Raw genomic sequence first — 20,775 nt, 5'->3', positions numbered from 1 at the left:
ACCATGCCAGCCACTGATCAACTCACCTCGGTTGACCCATTAAATTGGCCTGTAGCCCCCGACTGGCAAGCGCTGGTAGCTCCCTTTTTTGATTCTGAAAAAGGCAGCGCACTCCTCGCGTTTTTGCAACAACGTTTGCATGCTGGGGCCAACATCTTCCCACCCCAGCCGCTGCGGGCGTTGGAACTCACGCCCCTGACCAGCGTGCGGGTGGTGATATTGGGCCAGGACCCGTACCACGGACGTGGTCAGGCAGAAGGATTGGCTTTTTCTGTCGCCCCCGAGGTGGCGATTCCGCCCTCCCTGCGCAATATCTTCAAGGAGTTGCAGCGCGATCTGGGCGCACCTCCGCCGCCGTTTCCGGTGCCCGGCGGTAGTCTGGTACGTTGGGCGCGCCACGGTGTACTGCTGATCAACACCTGCCTGACCGTGGAAGAGGGTCAGCCCGCCAGCCACTCTGGCAAAGGCTGGGAGGTGTTGACCGACACCATCATCCAGGCGGTTTCTCAAGGCGATACGCCGGTGGTGTTCATGCTGTGGGGCAACCATGCGCAGAGCAAGCGCGTATTGATCGATGCCTCGCGCCACTTGGTGTTGTGCGCCAACCACCCGTCGCCTTTGTCGGCACTGCGCCCGCCCGTGCCTTTTATTGGATGTGGGCATTTTTCGCAGGCGCGCACGTGGCGGGAAACGCATCAAGCCGCCCAGTAGCGCCGGTTTTGACAACTGCACACGCATTTTTTTGCCAACAAAATCGCTGAAAAACTTAGGCGCCCGGTGACAACGGCCCAACTCCATGGCATAATCTCGCGTTCACCTTGGAGAGGTGGCCGAGTGGTTAATGGCAGCAGACTGTAAATCTGCCCTCTTACGAGTACGGTGGTTCGAATCCACCCCTCTCCACCAGTGTCAAATTGTTTTTTAGATAGCAGTAGGGGCGTGGGAACGCTGTAGCGATAGCTTGAAGGCCTAGCCCGTGCGGGGTTCGTATAGTGGTAATACCTTAGCCTTCCAAGCTAAAGCGAGGAGTTCGATTCTCCTACCCCGCTCCACCATCTGCGAAGTTTGACTGGTTTGCAAAGATTCAGCCCATTTGGCTCAGTGGCAGAGCACTCCCTTGGTAAGGGAGAGGTCCCGGGTCCGATTCCCGGAATGGGCACCAGATTTTTTTAGTTTGACGGTTCTTTACTTTTCGGAGTCACAAAATGGCAAAAGAAAAATTCGCACGCACCAAGCCCCACGTCAACGTGGGCACCATTGGTCACGTTGACCATGGCAAAACCACCCTGACAGCAGCCATCACCACCGTGCTGGCAGCCAAGTTCGGCGGCACCGCCAAAGGCTACGACCAAATTGATGCCGCACCTGAAGAAAAAGCGCGTGGCATTACCATCAACACCGCTCACGTCGAATACGAAACAGCCAACCGCCACTATGCCCACGTGGACTGCCCAGGACACGCTGACTATGTGAAAAACATGATCACCGGTGCTGCTCAGATGGACGGCGCTATTTTGGTTTGCTCCGCAGCCGACGGTCCCATGCCGCAAACCCGCGAACACATCCTGCTGGCGCGCCAGGTTGGCGTGCCCTACATCATCGTGTTCCTGAACAAGTGCGACATGGTCGACGACGCCGAACTGCTCGAACTCGTTGAAATGGAAGTTCGCGAGCTCCTCGACAAATACGACTTCCCAGGTGACGACACCCCCATCATCCATGGCAGCGCCAAGCTTGCCATGGAAGGTGACAAGGGCCCACTGGGTGAAGAAGCCATCATGAAGCTGGCTGACGCCTTGGACAACTACATCCCCCTGCCAGAGCGTGCGGTGGATGGTGCCTTCCTAATGCCCGTTGAAGACGTGTTCTCCATCTCCGGTCGCGGCACCGTGGTGACCGGCCGTATTGAGCGCGGCATCGTCAAAGTCGGCGAAGAAATCGAAATTGTCGGCATCCACGACACCGTCAAGACCACCTGCACCGGTGTGGAAATGTTCAGAAAACTGCTGGACCAAGGTCAAGCTGGCGACAACGTCGGCATCCTGCTGCGCGGCACCAAGCGTGAAGACGTGCAGCGTGGCCAAGTGCTGTGCAAGCCGGGATCGATCAAACCCCATACCCACTTCACCGGCGAGATCTACGTCTTGTCCAAAGATGAAGGTGGTCGTCACACCCCGTTCTTCAACAACTATCGCCCCCAGTTCTACTTCCGTACCACGGACGTGACTGGTGCCATCGAGTTGCCAGAAGGCAAAGAGATGGTGATGCCTGGTGACAACGTGTCGATCACTGTGAAGCTGATTGCCCCAATCGCCATGGAAGAAGGCCTGCGCTTTGCTATCCGTGAAGGTGGCAAGACGGTTGGTGCCGGTGTGGTTGCCAAGATTCTTGCGTAATTAAAGTAGGGGCATAGCTCAATTGGCAGAGCGTCGGTCTCCAAAACCGAAGGTTGTAGGTTCGATTCCTACTGCCCCTGCCACCTGATTTGGTCAAAAGGTGGCTCGAAAAGCCCGCTGTGAAAACGGCGGGCTTGTGCGTCTGTAGGGCGCCTTAAGCAACATCTGGTTCACCAGCGTATACACAATTGACAATGGCTACTCCTCAAGTTCAAACCGTTAACACCACCGCAGACAAGGCCAAACTGGCAGCAACTGCGGTTTTGGTGATCCTGTCTTTAGTTGCTTACTACTCTTTAGGCAAGCAAGGTCCATTATTTCAGTGGCTCGGGCTGTTGGTTGGGCTGGCAGTGGCGGTGGTCGTCTTTCTGACCTCTGAATCTGGCAAGGCGCTGGTCGCCTTCGGTCAAGACGCCGTTCGCGAGATGAAGAAAGTTGTTTGGCCGGCTCGGCGTGAAGCTATCCAAATGACTTTGTACGTGTTCGGCTTTGTCTTTGTCATGGCTTTGTTCTTGTGGTTGACGGACAAAACGCTCGAGTGGCTTTTTTACGACCTGATCCTGGGATGGAAAAAATGATAAAAGAAGTTGCTGATACGCCCCAGCCAGGCACGCTGACGGCCGCCCAAACCTTGGCTGCCCCGCCGGCCAACCCCGATTTGCGCTGGTATGTTGTTCACGCTTACTCCGGTATGGAAAAAGCCGTGGAGCGCAACGTCCTTGAGCGAATCAACCGCGCTGGCATGCAGGCCAAGTTCGGCCGTATCCTGGTCCCCATGGAAGAAGTGGTTGAGATCAAAAACGGTCAAAGAAAGACCACTGAGCGCAAATTTTTCCCCGGCTACGTGCTGGTCGAGATGGTGATGGACGACGAGACCTGGCATTTGGTCAAGCACACCAACAAGGTCACCGGCTTTGTGGGTGGTGGCAAGACACGACCGTCACCCATTTCTGAAGCTGAGGTCATGAAGATCGTTAGCCAGATGCAGGAAGGCACTGAAAAGCCGCGTCACAAGGTCGAGTTTGTGGTGGGCGAGTTTGTGCGTGTCAAGGAAGGCCCGTTTGCGGACTTCAATGGCTCAGTCGAAGAAGTGAACTACGACAAAAGTAAGGTCCGCGTGGCCGTCACTATTTTTGGCCGCTCTACCCCGGTGGAACTCGAGTTTTCACAGGTCGAAAAGACTTAACGTTTCCAAGGCGCGGCAGATGGTTCAACCCTGTCTGCCCCAACGCATTTGTTCGCACTTTCCGACTCGGTGCGAATGTTGTCAAATGAGTCGTTCACACCGGGGAGCCCGAGTTTGTTGAACTCAAACCAAGGCGTTAGCACCCGAAAGGAGTAAAGCATGGCGAAAAAAATCGTCGGTTTTGTCAAACTGCAAGTACCAGCAGGCAAAGCCAACCCATCCCCCCCGATTGGCCCCGCGTTGGGTCAACGCGGCCTGAACATCATGGAGTTTTGCAAGGCATTTAATGCGCAAACCCAAGGTATAGAGCCCGGTCTGCCCTTGCCCGTGGTGATCACCGCCTTTGCTGACAAGAGTTTCACTTTTGTCATCAAATCACCGCCTTCAACCATCCTGATCAAAAAAGCGGTCAAGATTGACAAGGGCTCGGCCAACGCGCTTAAGACCAAGGTCGGCAAGATCACACGCGCTCAGCTTGAAGAAATCGCCAAGACCAAGATGAAAGACCTGACTGCTGCTGACATGGATGCAGCCGTCAGGACAATCGCAGGTTCGGCCCGCTCGATGGGCGTGAATGTGGAGGGTGTGTAAATGTCCCGCTTGACTAAAAAACAAAAGTCCTTCCAAGGCAAGATCGACAGCAACAAGTTGTACCCCATCGGCGACGCACTGGGTCTGGTCAAAGAATGCGCCAGCGCCAAGTTTGACGAATCCATCGACGTGGCGGTTCAACTTGGCATTGACGCCAAGAAATCTGATCAAGTGGTGCGTGGCGCAGTTGTTCTGCCCAACGGCACTGGCAAGACTAAACGTGTGGCCGTGTTTGCCCAAGGTGCCAAGGCTGAAGAAGCCCGCGCTGCTGGCGCTGACATTGTCGGCATGGACGATTTGGCGGCTATGGTCAAGGCGGGCGACATGCCTTTCGACGTGGTCATCGCGGCCCCAGACGCTATGCGTGTTGTGGGCACCTTGGGCCAAATTCTCGGCCCGCGTGGTTTGATGCCTAACCCGAAGGTTGGCACCGTAACGCCTGATGTGGCAACAGCGGTGCGTAACGCCAAGGCGGGTCAGGTGCAGTTCCGTGTCGACAAGGCCGGTATTGTTCACTCCACCATTGGTCGTCGCTCGTTTGACAACGACAAGTTGCAGGGCAACTTGGCTGCTTTGGTGGATGCTCTGGCCAAAGCCAAGCCTGCAACCAGCAAGGGTTTGTATTTGCGCAAAGTTGCACTGTCAAGCACGATGGGTGTCGGTGTTCGCGTCGACCTGCAAACCATCGCCGCTTGATGCAAGAAATTGGGCGCTCTGCAAAGAGTGCCTGACGTGGTGGGTTGCTGGCACCTTCTGGTGCTGGCAGGCCATCCAAGACCGTTGGTGTGCATCACTGCTTTGCAGAATTTGCACTTAATGAGTTAGCCGCCAACGCAGATGGCGACCCCGCTGCTAATAAATCGATAGGTTTCTTAACAGTTGGTCGCTTAAATATGGCGTGAATGGAAGTGGCGAACAAAGTAGCCACTGAAAGACACATTTAGAAGGAGTTGACCTTGAGTTTAAATCGCAGTGAGAAAGAAGCGGTCATCAGTGATGTGACTGGCCTCGCCGCTAAAGCTCAAACGCTCGTGATGGCGGAGTACCGGGGTATCACGGTTGCCGACATGACCAAATTGCGCTCCACCGCGCGCAGCAATGGCGTGAGCCTGAGTGTGTTGAAAAACACCTTGGCCCGCCGTGCTGTTGCCGGCAGCAGCTTTGAAGTTGTGTCTGACCAGATGACCGGCCCGTTGATCTACGGCTTTTCCGAAGATGCAGTAGCTGCCGCGAAAGTGGTGGCGGATTTCGCGAAGACCAACGCCAAGTTGGTCATTCGCGCTGGTGCATACGGCGGTAAAGCTTTGGACGTCGAGGGCGTGAAGCAGTTGGCCAGTATTCCCTCCAAGGAAGTTCTGCTGGCGCAATTGCTGGGCTTGATGCAGTCCCCTATCTCGCGCACCGCGCGTGTGTTGGCTGCATTGGCAGAGCAACGTGGTGGCGGTGCAGAAGCACCCGCAGACCAGCCCGCAGAAGCAGTTGCAGCCTGACCGCTCGCAGCAAAAAGTAATTAGTGTGAAAACTTGTGGGACAGCCCGAAGCGCAGCGAAGCTCTGTCCCCAACTAACTGTAGGAAATCAAAATGGCATTCGATAAAGACGCATTTTTGACCGCGCTGGACAGCATGACGGTCATGGAACTCAACGACTTGGTGAAAGCCATCGAAGAGAAGTTTGGCGTGAGCGCTGCCGCTATGTCGGCCCCCGCAGCTGGCGGCGGTGCTGCTGCTGCGGTGGTGGAAGAAAAGACCGAATTCAACGTCGTTCTGCTTGAAGCTGGCGCTCAAAAAGTGCAGGTCATCAAGGCTGTGCGCGAAATCACTGGTCTGGGCCTCAAAGAAGCCAAGGACTTGGTTGATGGCGCACCGAAGAACGTCAAAGAAGGCGTTTCCAAGGCTGACGCTGACGCAGCTTTGAAGAAATTGATTGACGCTGGTGCCAAGGCTGAACTCAAGTAATTGAGCTGAGTCAAAGGGCTGGAGCGCCACGACAGGCCTCCAGCCTTTGGTGTTTCTATAGAACACACCGCAAAACGTTGTAGTTGAACGTTTTTCAGTGTCTTCTCATCCCGACAGAAGAAGATGCCTTGGTTCGGGTTGCATGCAATGTGCAACTGTCCGCCATAGATTGGTAGCGGCCAATCACCAAGAAATAGTCGTCCAGGACCCACCAGGTTCCTCAGTTGCCCGGAGATTTCATGGCTTACTCATACACCGAACGCAAACGAATTCGTAAAAATTTTGGCACTCGCGACAGCGTGCTGGAAATCCCTTACCTGTTGCAGATGCAAAAAGACGCCTACACCGCGTTTCTCCAGTCTGATGTAGCGCCCAAAAAGCGTTCGACCGAAGGCCTGCAAGCCGCGTTCAGCGCTGCCTTCCCGATCGTTTCCCACAATGGTTTTGTCGAGATGAAGTATCTCGAATACAACCTGGCCAAACCAGCGTTTGACGTGCGTGAGTGCCAAACCCGTGGCTTAACCTATGCCTCTGCCGTTCGCGCCAAGGTGCAACTGATCATTTATGACCGCGAATCGTCCACCACCCAAAACAAGGTGGTGAAGGAGGTCAAAGAGCAAGAGGTTTACATGGGCGAAGTGCCCCTGATGACCGACAAAGGCTCCTTTGTCATCAACGGCACCGAGCGCGTGATCGTGTCGCAGTTGCACCGCTCACCTGGCGTGTTTTTTGAGCACGACAAGGGCAAAACGCACAGTTCGGGCAAATTGCTGTTCTCGGCGCGCATCATCCCCTACCGTGGTTCCTGGCTCGACTTTGAGTTTGATCCGAAAGACATCCTGTATTTCCGCGTTGACCGTCGCCGCAAGATGCCGGTGACGATCCTGCTGAAGGCCATTGGTCTGAACCATGAATCGATTCTGGCCAACTTCTTCGTCAACGACAACTTCCGTCTGATGGACAGCGGCGCCCAAATGGAATTTGTGGCCGAGCGTCTGCGGGGTGAAATCGCCCGCTTCGACATCACCGACAAGAGCGGCAAGGTCATTGTGGCCAAAGATAAGCGCATCACCGCCCGCCATACCCGAGAGATGGAGCAAAGCGAAACGACACATGTGTCGGTGCCGGAAGACTTCCTGATCGGTCGCGTGGTAGCACGCAGCGTGGTCGATGGTGAGACCGGCGAAATTCTGGCCAAGGCCAATGAGGAGTTGACCGAAGCACTGCTGAAGAAGCTGCGCACCTCTGGCGTGCAGGATCTGGCCTGCATCTACACCAATGAACTGGACCAGGGTGCGTATATCTCGCAGACCCTGCGTACAGATGAAACAGCTGACGAATTTGCTGCGCGAGTTGCCATCTACCGCATGATGCGCCCCGGCGAGCCGCCCACGGAAGACGCAGTGCAAGCGCTGTTTCAGCGCCTGTTTTACAACCCCGACACCTACGATCTGTCCCGCGTGGGTCGTATGAAGTTCAACGCCAAGATGGGCCGTCCTGAGTCCACCGGCCCGATGGTTCTCACCAACGAAGACATCCTGGCTGTGGTCAAGATTCTGGTGGATCTGCGCAACGGCCATGGTGAAGTCGATGACATTGACCATCTGGGTAACCGTCGCGTGCGCTGCGTGGGTGAACTCGCCGAAAACCAGTACCGCATGGGCTTGGCCCGGATCGAAAAGGCGGTGAAAGAGCGTCTGGGTCAGGCGGAACAAGAGCCCCTGATGCCGCATGATCTGATCAACAGCAAGCCGATCTCTGCCGCGCTCAAGGAATTTTTTGGTGCGTCGCAGCTGTCGCAGTTCATGGACCAGACCAACCCGTTGTCTGAAATCACCCACAAGCGCCGCGTATCGGCTCTTGGCCCAGGTGGTTTGACACGTGAACGTGCCGGCTTCGAGGTGCGTGACGTGCACGTCACCCACTACGGTCGTGTTTGCCCCATTGAGACGCCCGAAGGCCCGAATATCGGCCTGATCAACTCGCTGGCACTGTATGCCCGCTTGAATGACTATGGGTTCATCGAGACGCCGTACCGCCGCGTGGTCGACGGCAAAGTGACCATGGACATTGACTACCTGTCAGCCATTGAGGAGGGCAAGTACGTCATCGCCCAAGCGAATGCCGCTCTTGACAAGGAAGGCTGCCTGACGGGTGACCTCATTTCCGCGCGTGAAGATGGTGAATCCATTTTGGTGAGTGCCGAGCGCGTACAGTACATGGACGTTTCCCCCGCGCAGATCGTCTCGGTAGCTGCCTCCCTGGTGCCGTTCCTGGAGCACGATGACGCCAACCGCGCCTTGATGGGTGCCAACATGTCACGTCAGGCTGTGCCGGTATTGCGTCCGGAAAAGCCCATGGTTGGCACGGGCATTGAGCGCGTTGCCGCCACTGACTCCGGCACCGTGGTGACAGCCAACCGCGGTGGTGTGGTCGACTATGTCGATGCAACCCGGGTGGTGGTTCGGGTGAATGATGCTGAGGCACAAGCTGGCGAAGTCGGCGTGGACATTTACAACCTTATCAAATACCAGCGTTCTAATCAGAACACCAACATCCACCAGCGTCCCATCGTCAAAAAGGGCGACAAACTCGACAAGGGTGATGTGATTGCCGATGGTGCCTCCACCGATCTGGGTGAACTGGCTCTGGGCCAGAACATGCTGATTGGTTTCATGACCTGGAACGGCTACAACTTTGAAGACTCGATTTTGATCAGTGAGCGCGTGGTGGCGGAAGACCGCTACACCTCGATCCACATTGAAGAACTGGTGGTGATGGCACGCGACACCAAGCTTGGCGCAGAAGAAATCACCCGTGACATTCCGAACCTGAGCGAGCAACAACTCAACCGTCTGGACGAATCCGGCATCATTTACGTGGGTGCCGAAGTGCAACCCGGCGATGTGCTGGTGGGCAAGGTCACCCCCAAGGGCGAGACCACACTGACACCTGAAGAAAAGCTGTTGCGCGCCATTTTTGGCGAAAAAGCCAGCGATGTGAAAGACACCTCGCTGCGCGTCGACCAAGGCTCACAAGGCACCGTTATCGACGTGCAGGTATTCACTCGTGAGGGCATTGTGCGTGACCGCCGCGCCCAGCAGATCATTGACGACGAACTCAAACGCTTTCGTCTCGATTTGAACGATCAGTTGCGCATTGTTGAAAACGATGCTTATGACCGGATCGAAAAACTGTTGATTGGCAAAGCTGCCAACGGAGGCCCGCAGAAACTGGCCAAGGGCACCAAGATTGACAAGGCCTACTTGGCCTCGGTGGACCGCTATCACTGGTTTGATATTCGCCCGGCGGATGATGATGTATCAGCGCAGTTGGAAAGCATCAAGAACTCCAATGAGCAAACCCGCCACAGCTTCGATTTGGCTTTTGAAGAAAAGCGCAAGAAACTCACCCAAGGTGACGACTTGCCTGCTGGCGTGCTGAAGATGGTCAAGGTGTATGTGGCGGTGAAGCGCCACCTGCAACCCGGTGACAAGATGGCCGGCCGCCACGGTAACAAGGGTGTGGTCTCGAAGATTGTGCCGGTAGAAGACATGCCGCATATGGCTGACGGCACACCGTGCGATATCGTCCTCAACCCGCTGGGCGTGCCGTCACGGATGAACGTAGGTCAGGTGCTGGAAGTTCACTTGGGCTGGGCTGGCAAGGGCATTGGCCAACGTATTGGCGACATGTTGCAAGCTGAGTCGCGTGTGGCTGAACTTCGCAAGTTCCTCGAAGAAATCTACAACACCACTGGCCGCAAGGAAGACCTGAGTCAATTGAGCGACGATCAGTTGCTTGAAATGGCACAAAACCTGACGACTGGCATGCCGTTCGCCACACCGGTGTTTGATGGTGCGACTGAGGAAGATATCCGTGCGATGTTGACACTGGCATTCCCGGACGACCTCGTCAAGCTCAAGGGTTTGACCGAGACCCGTACACAGGCTTATCTGTACGACGGCCGCACCGGTGACCGCTTTGAGCGCCCCACCACCATCGGCTACATGCATTACCTGAAACTGCACCACTTGGTGGACGACAAGATGCACGCCCGCTCCACTGGCCCGTACAGCTTGGTCACGCAGCAACCGCTGGGTGGTAAGGCCCAGTTTGGTGGCCAGCGTTTCGGCGAAATGGAAGTTTGGGCACTGGAAGCCTACGGTGCTGCCTACACACTGCAGGAAATGCTGACCGTCAAGTCAGACGACGTGCAAGGCCGTACCAAGGTTTATGAAAGCATCGTCAAGGGCGAACATTCCATCGAGGCAGGTATGCCCGAGTCGTTCAATGTGCTGGTCAAGGAAATCCGTTCCTTGGGTCTGGACATTGAATTGGAACGCTCTTGATTGTTTGAACCCCATTTAAGGATTGATCCACATGAAATCATTACTCGACCTGTTCAAGCAATTCACGCCCGACGAACACTTTGATGCGATCCGCATCGGCATGGCCTCGCCCGAGAAGATCCGTTCCTGGTCTTTTGGCGAAGTCAAAAAACCGGAAACTATCAACTACCGAACCTTCAAGCCCGAGCGTGATGGTCTTTTCTGTGCCAAGATCTTCGGCCCCATCAAAGATTACGAATGCTTATGCGGCAAGTACAAGCGCCTGAAGCACCGTGGTGTGATTTGCGAAAAATGCGGCGTTGAAGTCACCCAGACCAAGGTGCGCCGTGAGCGCATGGGTCACATAGACCTAGCGGCACCTTGCGCGCACATCTGGTTTTTGAAATCCCTGCCCAGCCGTTTGGGCTTGGTTCTGGACATGACCCTGCGTGACATCGAACGCGTGCTTTACTTTGAAGCTTACGTGGTGACCGATCCCGGCATGACCCCACTGAAGAAATTCAGCATCATGAGTGAGGATGACTTCGATGCCAAGTTCAAAGAATACGGCGACGAATTCCAGGCCAAGATGGGTGCCGAAGGCGTCAAGGAACTGTTGCAAAACCTCGACATCGAGTCCGAAATCGAGAAGCTGCGCAACGACCCGAGCGGCTCCGAACTCAAGATCAAGAAAAACACCAAGCGCCTCAAGCTGCTGGAAGCCTTCAAAAAATCGGGCATCAAGCCCGAGTGGATGGTACTGGACGTGTTGCCGGTGCTGCCACCCGACCTGCGTCCGCTGGTGCCGCTGGATGGTGGCCGCTTTGCGACCTCCGACCTGAACGACCTGTACCGTCGCGTGATCAACCGCAACAGCCGTCTGCGCCGTTTGCTGGAACTCAAAGCACCAGAAATTATTGCGCGCAATGAAAAGCGCATGTTGCAGGAATCGGTAGACAGCTTGCTGGACAACGGTCGTCGCGGCAAAGCCATGACCGGCGCCAACAAGCGGGCACTCAAGTCCTTGGCCGACATGATCAAGGGCAAAGGCGGTCGCTTCCGTCAGAACTTGCTGGGCAAACGCGTTGACTACTCTGGCCGTTCGGTCATCGTGGTCGGCCCAACGCTCAAGCTGCATCAGTGCGGCTTGCCCAAACTGATGGCGCTTGAGTTGTTCAAGCCCTTCATCTTTGCGCGCCTGGAAGCCATGGGCATTGCGACCACCATCAAGGCCGCCAAGAAGGAAGTGGAAACCGGCACGCCGGTGGTGTGGGACATTCTGGAAGAGGTCATCAAAGAGCATCCGGTGATGTTGAACCGTGCGCCTACCCTGCACCGTTTGGGCATCCAGGCATTTGAGCCGATCCTGATCGAAGGCAAGGCAATTCAGTTACACCCACTGGTGTGTGCGGCTTTCAACGCCGACTTTGACGGTGACCAGATGGCCGTTCACGTGCCGTTGTCGGTTGAAGCACAAATGGAAGCCCGCACGCTGATGCTGGCCTCCAACAATGTGCTGTTCCCGTCTAACGGCGAGCCGTCTATCGTGCCATCGCAAGACGTGGTGCTGGGTTTGTACTACACCACCCGTGACCGTATCAACGGCAAGGGTGAAGGGCTGATCTTCTCGGACGTGAGCGAAGTCCAGCGCGCCTTTGACGCGGGTGAAGTCGAGATGAGTGCACGCATCAACGTGCGCCTCACAGAGTACACCAAGAACAAGGAAACCGGTGAATTGGTGCCGTCGACCAAGTTGTGGGAAACCACTGCTGGGCGCGCCCTACTGTCCGAGATTCTGCCCAAGGGTCTGCCTTTCGAGTTGATCAACAAGACGCTGAAGAAGAAAGAAATCTCGCGCCTGATCAATGCCTCATTCCGCAAGTGCGGCTTGAAAGAAACAGTGATTTTTGCCGACAAGCTGCTGCAATACGGCTTCCGTCTGGCGACCCGTGCCGGTATTTCGATCTCGATCGAAGACATGTTGGTGCCTACCGAGAAACCCGGCATCATCGAGCGCGCTGAAAAAGAGGTGAAAGAAATTGCCCAGCAATACACCTCAGGTCTGGTGACCGCTGGTGAGCGCTACAACAAGGTGGTTGACATCTGGGGCAAAGCGGGTGACGAAGTCTCCAAGGTAATGATGGGCCAACTCTCCAAGGAAACCGTCATTGACCGCCATGGCAACCAGGTGCCGCAGGAGTCGTTTAACTCCATCTATATGATGGCCGATTCTGGCGCTCGGGGTTCTGCAGCGCAGATTCGTCAGGTGGCCGGCATGCGCGGTTTGATGGCCAAGCCGGACGGCTCGATCATCGAGACACCCATCACCGCCAACTTCCGTGAAGGTCTGAACGTGCTGGAGTACTTCATCTCCACCCACGGTGCGCGTAAGGGCTTGGCCGACACTGCGTTGAAAACCGCCAACTCGGGTTACCTGACACGTCGTCTGGTGGACGTGACGCAAGATCTGGTGGTGACCGAGCAAGACTGCGGCACACACAACGGTTACCTGATGCGCGCCATAGTCGAAGGCGGTGAGACCATTGAGTCGCTGCGCGACCGTGTTCTGGGCCGTACCGCTGCCGAGGACATTCTGCATCCGGAAAACCGGTCAGTGGTGGCCCCGGCTGGCACCATGCTTGATGAAGACATGATTGATGTGCTCGAAGCTGCTGGCGTGGACGAGGTCAAGGTGCGCACCGCGCTCACCTGCGAAACCCGCTTTGGTATTTGTGCCCGCTGCTACGGCCGCGATCTGGGCCGTGGCGGCTTGGTGAACGGTGGTGAAGCGGTCGGTGTGATTGCCGCTCAGTCCATTGGTGAACCCGGCACCCAGCTGACCATGCGTACCTTCCACATTGGCGGTGCAGCCTCACGCGCTGCCATTGCCTCTAGCGTGGAAGCGAAGTCCAGCGGCAATATCGGCTTCAACTCCACCATGCGTTATGTGACCAATGGCAAGGGCGAGCTGGTGGTGATTTCCCGCTCTGGCGAAATCATCCTCCACGACGAACATGGCCGTGAGCGTGAACGTCATAAAGTGCCTTACGGCGCGATTCTGACCATCAAAGCCGATCAAGCCATCAAGGCCGGCACGATTCTGGCCAACTGGGATCCGCTGACACGCCCCATCATTACCGAATTCGCCGGCAAGGCGCGTTTCGAAAATGTGGAAGAAGGTCTGACGGTGGCTAAGCAAGTCGACGAAGTCACCGGCTTGTCGACCCTGGTGGTGATTGATCCAAAACGCCGCGGTTCTGCCAAGGTGGTGCGTCCGCAAGTCAAGCTGATTGACGCCTCGGGTAACGAGGTCAAGATCCCGGGCACCGATCACTCGGTGACGATCGGCTTCCCGATTGGCGCGCTGGTGCAGGTCCGCGACGGTATGGATGTCGGCCCCGGCGAAGTGCTGGCGCGCATTCCGGTTGAAGGCCAGAAGACCCGCGACATCACCGGCGGTTTGCCTCGTGTGGCCGAGTTGTTCGAAGCCCGCTCACCCAAGGACAAGGGTTTGCTGGCCGAGATGACCGGCACCATTTCTTTCGGCAAGGAGACCAAAGGCAAGATTCGCATGCAGATCACCGACCCCGAGGGCAAGGTCTGGGAAGAACTGGTGCCCAAGGAGAAGAACATCTTGGTGCATGAAGGCCAGATCGTCAACAAAGGCGAGTCCGTGGTCGACGGCCCGGCTGACCCGCAAGACATCCTGCGCCTGCTAGGCGCCGAAGAGTTGGCGCGCTACATAGTTGACGAAGTTCAGGACGTGTACCGCTTGCAGGGCGTGAAGATCAATGACAAGCACATTGAAGTGATCGTGCGCCAAATGCTGCGCCGCGTGGTGGTCGAGGCCTCGGGTGACTCCAACTACATCAAGGGTGAACAGGTGGAACGCTCTGAGATGCTCAATACCAACGACGCCTTGCGTGCCGACGGTAAAGTGCCTGCCGCCTTCACCAACCTGCTGCTGGGTATCACCAAGGCATCGTTGTCGACCGATTCGTTCATCTCTGCGGCTTCCTTCCAGGAAACCACCCGCGTGCTGACCGAGGCGGCCATCATGGGCAAGCGCGACGAGTTGCGTGGCCTGAAGGAGAACGTGATTGTGGGTCGCCTGATTCCGGCCGGTACTGGCATGGCGTACCACGAAGCACGCGACATTCGGGAAAATATGGACGACGCCGAGCGCCGTGCCATTGCCGAAGCCGAAGCCGCTGAACTGGCCGGCGAAAGCGAAGCCGAGCTGGGCGAGGGAGCTGCAGCTGAATAAGCTGAATGCTCCTTAAAATAGAGCGCCTCACGCCCGATACATAAGGGCTTGAGGCGTTTTTTTATGATATTTCCACTATGAATGACGAGCAGCGACAGCCACTTTGGCGGCAACTGCAAGCGACCACCAAAGTGCTATACGCCATCCGCCAAGGCCAGTCTGGCACGGCGGCGGTGGCCGCTGTGGAGGCAGCGCTGCGCCCGGGCGTGCAAGCCCTGAGTTTTGAAGTGCTGCGCTCGCTCGGCCGTGCCCAGGCTTTGCGCAAGCTGCTGGCACCGCGCAACCCGCCCCCCATGGTTGATGCGCTCTTGTGTACCGCCCTGGCACTGCTGAGTTGCGAGGAGAACGCCACCTACGACGCTTTCACGCTGGTCAATCAAACTGTGGAGGCCGCCAAAAAAACCCTCCCCATCAAACCGCAGGCCGCTTTTGTCAACGCCTGCCTGCGACGATTTTTGCGTGAGCGTGAGGCGCTGATGGCGCAGTCCGGGCGCGATCCGGTTGCACGCTGGAACCATCCTGTCTGGTGGATCGAGCGCCTCAAAGCCGATTGGCCACAGGATTGGCAAGACATCCTCAGCGCAGCCGAGCACCCTGCACCCATGGTGCTGCGCGTCAACGATCGCTATGGCACACCGCAAGACTATCTTGCCAAACTGCGTGATGCCGGGTTGGCAGCCAGAGCCGTCGGCCCTTTTAGTGTGCAGTTGGCCAGCGCTTGCCCGGTTGGGCGGTTGCCCGGGTTTGGCATGGGCTGGGTGTCGGTACAAGACGGTGCGGCGCAACTTGCTGCGCCTTTGCTGCTACAAGGGTTCCCCATCACGTCCGGCCTGCGCGTGCTCGATGCCTGCGCTGCACCGGGCGGAAAAACAGCCCATCTGCTGGAGATTGCCGATATTGACGTCACCGCACTGGATGTCGACCTTGTGCGCTGTGAGCGCATCCACCAAACCCTGCAACGCCTGGGCCTGCAAGCGCGCGTGGTTGCGGCGGACGCCGCCGATGTGCCTGGCTGGTGGGACGGCCAACTCTTCGATGCCATTTTGCTGGATGCACCCTGCTCTGCATCGGGCATCGTGCGCCGCCACCCTGACATCCGCTGGCTGCGCCGCGCGACTGACATCGCCCAATTGGCAAGCCTTCAGGCGCGCCTCCTGCAACGCCTGTGGCCCTTGCTCAAACCGGGTGGCAGATTGCTCTATTGCACCTGCTCGGTGTTCCGCGCCGAGGGCGATGAGCAGGTGGCAGCGTTTCTTGCCGACAACAGCACGGCCAAAATGTTGGCATCCCCGGGACATTTGTTGCCCACGCCCATCTCGAAGTCAGGCGAGCCCACCGACAATCCGGGCAATGACCATGATGGCTTTTTTTATGCCCTTCTCGAAAAGACTGCTCCCTAGCCTGCACTGCTGGCTGCTGACAGTGGCTCTGCTGTGGCTGACGCAGGGTGTGGGCTGGGCTGCCGAGGCTACAACCGACGCGTCAGAAGCCTTCACCACACCTTCGCTGACGCTGGAGCGCTCGGATGGCAACCTGCTGCTGACCGCGCGCTTCAGACTGGCCCTGCCCACCGTGGTCGAGGATGCCTTGCAAAAAGGCATCCCCATTTATTTTTTGGCGCGCGCTGAATTGCTGCGCGAGCGCTGGTACTGGACCAAACGCAGTGTCACCACCGCGCAACGGCGAACTCGCCTGGCCTACCACCCGCTCACGCGCCGCTGGCGCCTCACCACGGGTTCGGGCGACATGACCGAGGCCACCCAGGGGCTCACGCTCGGCCAGAACTTTGAAAGCCTGGACGACGCGATGGCCGCTGTACGTGGCATCTCGCGCTGGAAGATCGCCGAAGACACCAACATCGAATCCGGTGTCAAACACCTTGTCACCTTTAGTTTTGAACTCGACACCTCACAGCTTCCCCGGCCGCTGCAGATCGGCACCCTGGGGCAGTCCGACTGGGCGCTGGACGTGAACCTCTCCCAGCCGCTGGAGCCGGAGCGCAGCAAGTGAGCGCCCCCAGCCCGCAAAGGAAATCGCGCGCCATGCGATGGGGCGTTGGGTTTGGCCTAACGGCCATGGTGGCTATAGGTTTGGTGCTCCTGTTCTTATTGACTGAAGCCACCAGTAACCGGGATCTGTACGAGCGCAATTACACCCTGCTGTTTGCTATCAACGTGGTCGTAGCCTCCCTGCTACTAATCGCCATCGGCTGGATTGCTTACCGTTTAATCAAGCGACTGCGGCAGAAAAAGTTCGGCAGCCGTTTGCTGCTCAAACTGGCGGCGGTATTTGCCCTGGCGGGATTCATGCCGGGCGTACTGATTTATGTGGTCTCGTACCAGTTTGTGTCGCGCTCGATTGAAAGCTGGTTTGATGTCAAAGTCGAAGGCGCGCTGGATGCTGGACTGAATCTCGGGCGAACCACACTGGAAGCACTTTCTGCCGATCTGGTGGGCAAAACGCGTTTAGCCGCAGCGCAATTGGCAGACCGGGCTGATGTCAGCATCGCCCTGCCACTGGAACGCGCACGTGATGCCATGGGAGCCGAAGAACTCCAGTTGTGGGGCGCTAGCGGGCGGCTGATTGCTGCGGCCGGGCAATCGCGATACCTGCTGACACCAGACACACCGTCTCCCCAGCAATTTCGTACTGCACGTGGCCAGCGTGTCATCTCATGGGTCGAGGGCCTGGAGGAAAGCGTGGCGGGGCAACCAGCGCTGGCGCGCATCAAGGTCCTAGCCCTGCTCAACAGCATCGGGGTCGGCAGTCTGGGTGAGGCGCGCTATCTGCTGGCCACCAAGCAGTTACCCGCCTCATTGGTGGACAACGCCCTGGCCGTGACCCAAGCCAACCGCGAGTACCAGGAGCGCGCGCTGGCGCGCGACGGGTTACGCCGTATGTACATCGGCACACTCACACTCAGCCTGTTTTTGGCGGTCTTTGGCGGTGTGCTGTTAGCAGTGGTGCTCGGCAACCAGATCGTGCGCCCGCTGCTGGTACTGGCCGATGGTGTGCGTGAAGTGGCGGCTGGCGACCTCTCGCCCAAAGCGTCGCTGCGCGGCAGAGATGAACTTGACGGCCTGACGCGCTCGTTTGCAGACATGACACAACAGCTGTTTGATGCTCGCCAGGCGGTTCAAGTCAGCATGTCGCAAACCAACGCGGCGCGGGCCAACCTGCAGACCATTCTGGACAACCTGACCACCGGCGTCATGGTGCTGGAAGCCGATGGCACCGTGATCTCATCGAACCCGGGTGCCACCCGGATCCTGAAGCTGCCGATGACCGCTTGCGAGGGTCAGAGACTGGCCGAGATCACTGGCTTGACAGCGTTTGGCGAAGGTGTGCAGCAACAGTTTGACGCCTTTCTCGCGCCTGACAGGGAACGCAGTCTTGACCACTGGCAGCAGTCCTTTGAACTGGGTAACGCCAGCCTGGACGGCATCGGCCGTCCGAGCAACAACACGCTTACCCTGATCGCCCGCGGTGCCGAGTTGCCGGGCAACCAGTATCTACTGGTGTTTGATGACATCTCCGAAATCGTCTCAGCCCAGCGCGCCCAGGCCTGGGGCGAGGTGGCGCGCCGTTTGGCGCATGAAATCAAAAACCCCCTGACCCCGATTCAACTCTCTGCCGAGCGGCTGGAGATGAAACTTACTGGCAAGCTCGCTGCACAAGAGCAGGCGCTGCTGACCAAGTCCGTCAAAACCATCGTGGACCAAGTGGACGCCATGAAACGCCTGGTCAACGAGTTTCGCGATTACGCCCGCCTGCCCGCTGCCGAGTTGAAAGCTGTCGATCTGAATGCCTTGGCGCAGGACGTGCTCGCTCTGTATGCCCATGAGCACACCGAAGTTCCCATCCTGGCCGAGCTTGACCCGGTTTGCCCACAAATCCAAGGTGACCCTCAGCAGTTGCGCCAAGTACTGCACAACCTGTTACAGAACGCCCAGGACGCCACCGTGAGTGCTGGACGCGCTGACCCGGATCGCGCTGTGGTGTTGAAAACCCAGTGGCTGGCCAGTTCCCAGCGCGTGCGTCTGACGGTACAAGACAACGGCACAGGATTTCCGGATCACATCCTCAAGCGCGCCTTCGAGCCCTACGTCACCACCAAGGACAAAGGAACCGGGCTTGGGCTGGCAGTTGTAAAAAAGATAGCGGACGAGCACGGTACACGGGTCGATATCAGTAACCGCCAACTGGATGGCCAGTCGGTGGGTGCGCAAGTGTCGTTATCATTCGGCATAGAACGTGCACCGGAGCAACGATCGGTTTGAAGCTGGAAAAGGCTGACATTTAAAGGGACGCAGCACAACATGGCAAACATTTTGGTGGTGGATGACGAGCTTGGTATTCGTGATCTGTTGTGCGAAATCCTCAACGATGAAGGGCACACTGTTGAAGTGGCCGAAAACGCAGCGCAAGCCCGCGCAGCACGCGTGCGGGAGCGGCCTGACCTGGTGCTGCTGGACATCTGGATGCCTGACACCGACGGCGTCACCCTGCTCAAGGAATGGTTGGCCGCGGGCACGCTCACCATGCCCGTGATCATGATGAGCGGGCACGCCACCATCGACACTGCCGTGGAAGCCACCCGCATCGGTGCGATTGCGTTTTTGGAAAAACCCATCACTTTGCAAAAACTTCTCAAGGCCGTGGAACAAGCTTTGGCACGTAGCTCGCTGCGCAAAACTATTGCACCACCCTTCGACGCTGCTATCCAGCGGACTGACAGCTACGTCATAGCAGATGAAGCGTCCAGACTGCCGTTTGAGAATCCGTCCGATCTCGGGCCACAGGCCACCCAGAGCTTCATGCTGGACAAACCCTTGCGCGAGGGCCGCGACGAGTACGAAAAAGCCTATTTCGAATTCCATCTGCTCAAGGAAAACGGCTCGATGACCCGTGTTGCCGAAAAAACAGGTCTGGAACGCACCCATCTGTACCGCAAACTCAAACAACTCGGCGTCAGCTTGGCGCGCACCAAGCGCAGCTGACAATCAATGCCTGTGCAGAAATTGTTTCGTTGAGAAATCGCCTCTGAGCCTGCTATACTGACCGGCTTAGGCCCGGTAGCTCAGTCGGTAGAGCAGAGGATTGAAAATCCTTGTGTCGGTGGTTCGATTCCGCCCCAGGCCACCAAAATTAGTAATGAAATCAACGGGTTACGTGTCATGCGTAACCCGTTTTTCTTTGTGGTGTGAACGAAGTGTCAACCGAAGTTTTATCCATTATTGAAACGACAATTTCGCTTGAAGAAGCCCTTCTTTGCATGCGTGAACCAAAAACCGTTGAACAACACCGTCTTTGGGTGTTTGTGCTAGCATATTTCTATGAATGCAGTTCTGTCGCCCATCGTTTCTGAGTTTGAGACTCAGGAAGCCGCCGATAGCTATGACCAGTGGTTTCGAGCCAAGGTTCAAGAAGCCTTGGATGACACTCGGCCAGGTATCCCACACGATGAAGTTGCTCGACGTATGCAAGAGCGTTTTGCCAGACTGCGCCAACAAAGCATCACGACCAACTGATGCTGTCCATCATCTGGGCACCTACTGCCGACGCGGATCTGGAAGAAATCACCGATTTTATTTGGCAGCGTAACCCAATAGCTGCACAGAGAATTTGGCAGTTGATCCAAGATAGCGTACTACCGCTCTCAGACCATCCCTACCTTTATCGCCAAAGCGAGCGCATGCCTGGTTGTCGGGAGGTTGTGGTGCATCCTAATTTTATTGTTGTGTACCAGGTGGGAGCCGATTCGATCAAGGTTCTTCGCGTGCTGCATGCTCGCCAGCAGTTCCCCGTTTAGCGTCAACCAAGTGTCAACGGCATAGCGGGATAATGCGGTTTTAATGCTGTTCAGACCGCTCTAAGCTGTTGATTTGCTGACAATGCAGTCATATTGCAGGGCTTGGGTACGGATTGAAAATCCTTGTGTCGGTGGTTCGATTCCGCCCCAGGCCACCAGTATTGAAGCCCCACTTGTTTTTTCGAGTGGGGCTTTTTTCATGGCCAGATAGGTCATAGCGAAGTGACTAGCAGTG

17 protein-coding genes and 5 tRNA genes are annotated in these 20,775 nt (G+C 56.9%); 21 read left to right on the top strand and 1 reads right to left on the bottom strand.

The features are described from left to right. Nucleotides 1-3 precede the first annotated feature (3 nt). The 21 genes from BLL52_RS07830 (at nt 4) to BLL52_RS07730 (ending at nt 20,540) form a co-directional block, all read left to right on the top strand. Entirely contained in the window at nt 4-711 is a 708-nt protein-coding gene (locus BLL52_RS07830; protein WP_075586133.1) for a uracil-DNA glycosylase, read from the top strand. 109 nt (nt 712-820) lie between these two features. Continuing rightward, nucleotides 821-906, top strand: a tRNA-Tyr gene (locus tag BLL52_RS07825). A gap of 72 nt (nt 907-978) precedes the next feature. Further along, nucleotides 979-1,052, top strand: a tRNA-Gly gene (locus BLL52_RS07820). 35 nt (nt 1,053-1,087) lie between these two features. Next, nucleotides 1,088-1,162 (top strand) — tRNA-Thr (locus tag BLL52_RS07815). Between the two features lie 43 nt (nt 1,163-1,205). After that, nucleotides 1,206-2,396 (top strand): elongation factor Tu, encoded by a 1,191-nt coding sequence (gene tuf, locus BLL52_RS07810; RefSeq protein ID WP_075586132.1) that lies wholly within the window; start codon nt 1,206-1,208, stop codon nt 2,394-2,396. Nucleotides 2,397-2,403: 7 nt separating this feature from the next. Continuing rightward, a tRNA-Trp gene (locus BLL52_RS07805) sits at nt 2,404-2,479 on the top strand. Nucleotides 2,480-2,590: 111 nt separating this feature from the next. Next, the gene (gene secE, locus BLL52_RS07800; protein ID WP_075586131.1) at nt 2,591-2,974 is read left to right on the top strand and encodes a preprotein translocase subunit SecE; all 384 of its coding nucleotides are present in this window, start codon (nt 2,591-2,593) and stop codon (nt 2,972-2,974) included. Then, on the top strand, nt 2,971-3,582 hold the full coding sequence (gene nusG / locus BLL52_RS07795; protein ID WP_075586274.1) for a transcription termination/antitermination protein NusG: 612 nt from the start codon (nt 2,971-2,973) through the stop codon (nt 3,580-3,582). The genes secE and nusG overlap by 4 nt, the downstream gene beginning before the upstream one ends. A 159-nt stretch (nt 3,583-3,741) precedes the next feature. Next, nucleotides 3,742-4,173, top strand: a complete 432-nt coding sequence (gene rplK, locus BLL52_RS07790; protein ID WP_075586130.1) for a 50S ribosomal protein L11 — start codon at nt 3,742-3,744, stop codon at nt 4,171-4,173. Beyond that, a complete protein-coding gene (gene rplA, locus BLL52_RS07785) occupies nt 4,174-4,869 on the top strand; it encodes a 50S ribosomal protein L1 (protein WP_075586129.1) in 696 nt (231 codons plus the stop codon). Between the two features lie 260 nt (nt 4,870-5,129). After that, on the top strand, nt 5,130-5,663 hold the full coding sequence (gene rplJ, locus BLL52_RS07780; protein WP_075586128.1) for a 50S ribosomal protein L10: 534 nt from the start codon (nt 5,130-5,132) through the stop codon (nt 5,661-5,663). Nucleotides 5,664-5,755: 92 nt separating this feature from the next. Further along, nucleotides 5,756-6,130 (top strand): 50S ribosomal protein L7/L12, encoded by a 375-nt coding sequence (gene rplL, locus BLL52_RS07775; protein ID WP_075586127.1) that lies wholly within the window; start codon nt 5,756-5,758, stop codon nt 6,128-6,130. A gap of 239 nt (nt 6,131-6,369) precedes the next feature. Further along, nucleotides 6,370-10,482, top strand: a complete 4,113-nt coding sequence (rpoB, locus tag BLL52_RS07770; RefSeq protein WP_075586126.1) for a DNA-directed RNA polymerase subunit beta — start codon at nt 6,370-6,372, stop codon at nt 10,480-10,482. A 31-nt stretch (nt 10,483-10,513) separates the two neighbouring features. Continuing rightward, on the top strand, nt 10,514-14,728 hold the full coding sequence (gene rpoC / locus BLL52_RS07765; RefSeq protein WP_075586125.1) for a DNA-directed RNA polymerase subunit beta': 4,215 nt from the start codon (nt 10,514-10,516) through the stop codon (nt 14,726-14,728). 77 nt (nt 14,729-14,805) lie between these two features. Next, complete coding sequence (gene rsmB / locus BLL52_RS07760) at nt 14,806-16,128, top strand: 16S rRNA (cytosine(967)-C(5))-methyltransferase RsmB (protein ID WP_075586124.1); 1,323 nt, start codon at nt 14,806-14,808, stop codon at nt 16,126-16,128. Between the two features lie 22 nt (nt 16,129-16,150). Next, on the top strand, nt 16,151-16,738 hold the full coding sequence (locus BLL52_RS07755) for a DUF4390 domain-containing protein (protein ID WP_241839071.1): 588 nt from the start codon (nt 16,151-16,153) through the stop codon (nt 16,736-16,738). A gap of 32 nt (nt 16,739-16,770) precedes the next feature. Continuing rightward, the gene (locus BLL52_RS07750) at nt 16,771-19,008 is read left to right on the top strand and encodes a sensor histidine kinase (protein ID WP_075586273.1); all 2,238 of its coding nucleotides are present in this window, start codon (nt 16,771-16,773) and stop codon (nt 19,006-19,008) included. A 39-nt stretch (nt 19,009-19,047) separates the two neighbouring features. Further along, nucleotides 19,048-19,728 carry a response regulator gene (locus BLL52_RS07745; RefSeq protein WP_075586122.1) on the top strand — a complete coding sequence of 227 codons (681 nt, stop codon included), beginning with the start codon at nt 19,048-19,050 and terminating at the stop codon, nt 19,726-19,728. A gap of 69 nt (nt 19,729-19,797) precedes the next feature. Continuing rightward, nucleotides 19,798-19,873 (top strand) — tRNA-Phe (locus BLL52_RS07740). 191 nt (nt 19,874-20,064) lie between these two features. Continuing rightward, nucleotides 20,065-20,259, top strand: coding sequence for a type II toxin-antitoxin system RelB family antitoxin (relB, locus tag BLL52_RS07735; protein WP_075586121.1), 195 nt, complete (start codon nt 20,065-20,067; stop codon nt 20,257-20,259). Next, complete coding sequence (locus tag BLL52_RS07730; RefSeq protein WP_075586120.1) at nt 20,259-20,540, top strand: type II toxin-antitoxin system RelE/ParE family toxin; 282 nt, start codon at nt 20,259-20,261, stop codon at nt 20,538-20,540. The genes relB and BLL52_RS07730 overlap by 1 nt, the downstream gene beginning before the upstream one ends. Nucleotides 20,541-20,600: 60 nt before the next feature. Here BLL52_RS07730 and BLL52_RS20740 read toward each other — a convergent pair whose 3' ends face one another. Beyond that, nucleotides 20,601-20,756 (bottom strand): hypothetical protein, encoded by a 156-nt coding sequence (locus BLL52_RS20740; RefSeq protein WP_156876193.1) that lies wholly within the window; start codon nt 20,754-20,756, stop codon nt 20,601-20,603. Between the last annotated feature and the right edge of the window lie 19 nt (nt 20,757-20,775).

It is taken from the genome of Rhodoferax antarcticus ANT.BR (assembly GCF_001938565.1).
GTDB lineage: Bacteria > Pseudomonadota > Gammaproteobacteria > Burkholderiales > Burkholderiaceae_C > Rhodoferax > Rhodoferax antarcticus.
Note: the sequence above shows the minus strand (reverse complement) of the source record. Positions and strands in the feature narration are given on the sequence as shown.

Excerpts from the sequence above, each read along its gene's own strand:
- BLL52_RS07830 (WP_075586133.1), top strand. The coding sequence starts at position 4 with ATGCCAGCCACTGATCAACTCACCTCGGTTGACCCATTAAATTGGCCT.
- tuf (WP_075586132.1), top strand. The coding sequence starts at position 1,206 with ATGGCAAAAGAAAAATTCGCACGCACCAAGCCCCACGTCAACGTGGGC.
- secE (WP_075586131.1), top strand. The coding sequence starts at position 2,591 with ATGGCTACTCCTCAAGTTCAAACCGTTAACACCACCGCAGACAAGGCC.
- nusG (WP_075586274.1), top strand. The coding sequence starts at position 2,971 with ATGATAAAAGAAGTTGCTGATACGCCCCAGCCAGGCACGCTGACGGCC.
- rplK (WP_075586130.1), top strand. The coding sequence starts at position 3,742 with ATGGCGAAAAAAATCGTCGGTTTTGTCAAACTGCAAGTACCAGCAGGC.
- rplA (WP_075586129.1), top strand. The coding sequence starts at position 4,174 with ATGTCCCGCTTGACTAAAAAACAAAAGTCCTTCCAAGGCAAGATCGAC.
- rplL (WP_075586127.1), top strand. The coding sequence starts at position 5,756 with ATGGCATTCGATAAAGACGCATTTTTGACCGCGCTGGACAGCATGACG.
- rpoB (WP_075586126.1), top strand. The coding sequence starts at position 6,370 with ATGGCTTACTCATACACCGAACGCAAACGAATTCGTAAAAATTTTGGC.
- rpoC (WP_075586125.1), top strand. The coding sequence starts at position 10,514 with ATGAAATCATTACTCGACCTGTTCAAGCAATTCACGCCCGACGAACAC.
- rsmB (WP_075586124.1), top strand. The coding sequence starts at position 14,806 with ATGAATGACGAGCAGCGACAGCCACTTTGGCGGCAACTGCAAGCGACC.
- BLL52_RS07750 (WP_075586273.1), top strand. The coding sequence starts at position 16,771 with ATGCGATGGGGCGTTGGGTTTGGCCTAACGGCCATGGTGGCTATAGGT.
- BLL52_RS07745 (WP_075586122.1), top strand. The coding sequence starts at position 19,048 with ATGGCAAACATTTTGGTGGTGGATGACGAGCTTGGTATTCGTGATCTG.
- relB (WP_075586121.1), top strand. The coding sequence starts at position 20,065 with ATGAATGCAGTTCTGTCGCCCATCGTTTCTGAGTTTGAGACTCAGGAA.
- BLL52_RS07730 (WP_075586120.1), top strand. The coding sequence starts at position 20,259 with ATGCTGTCCATCATCTGGGCACCTACTGCCGACGCGGATCTGGAAGAA.
- BLL52_RS20740 (WP_156876193.1), bottom strand. The coding sequence starts at position 20,756 with ATGACCTATCTGGCCATGAAAAAAGCCCCACTCGAAAAAACAAGTGGG.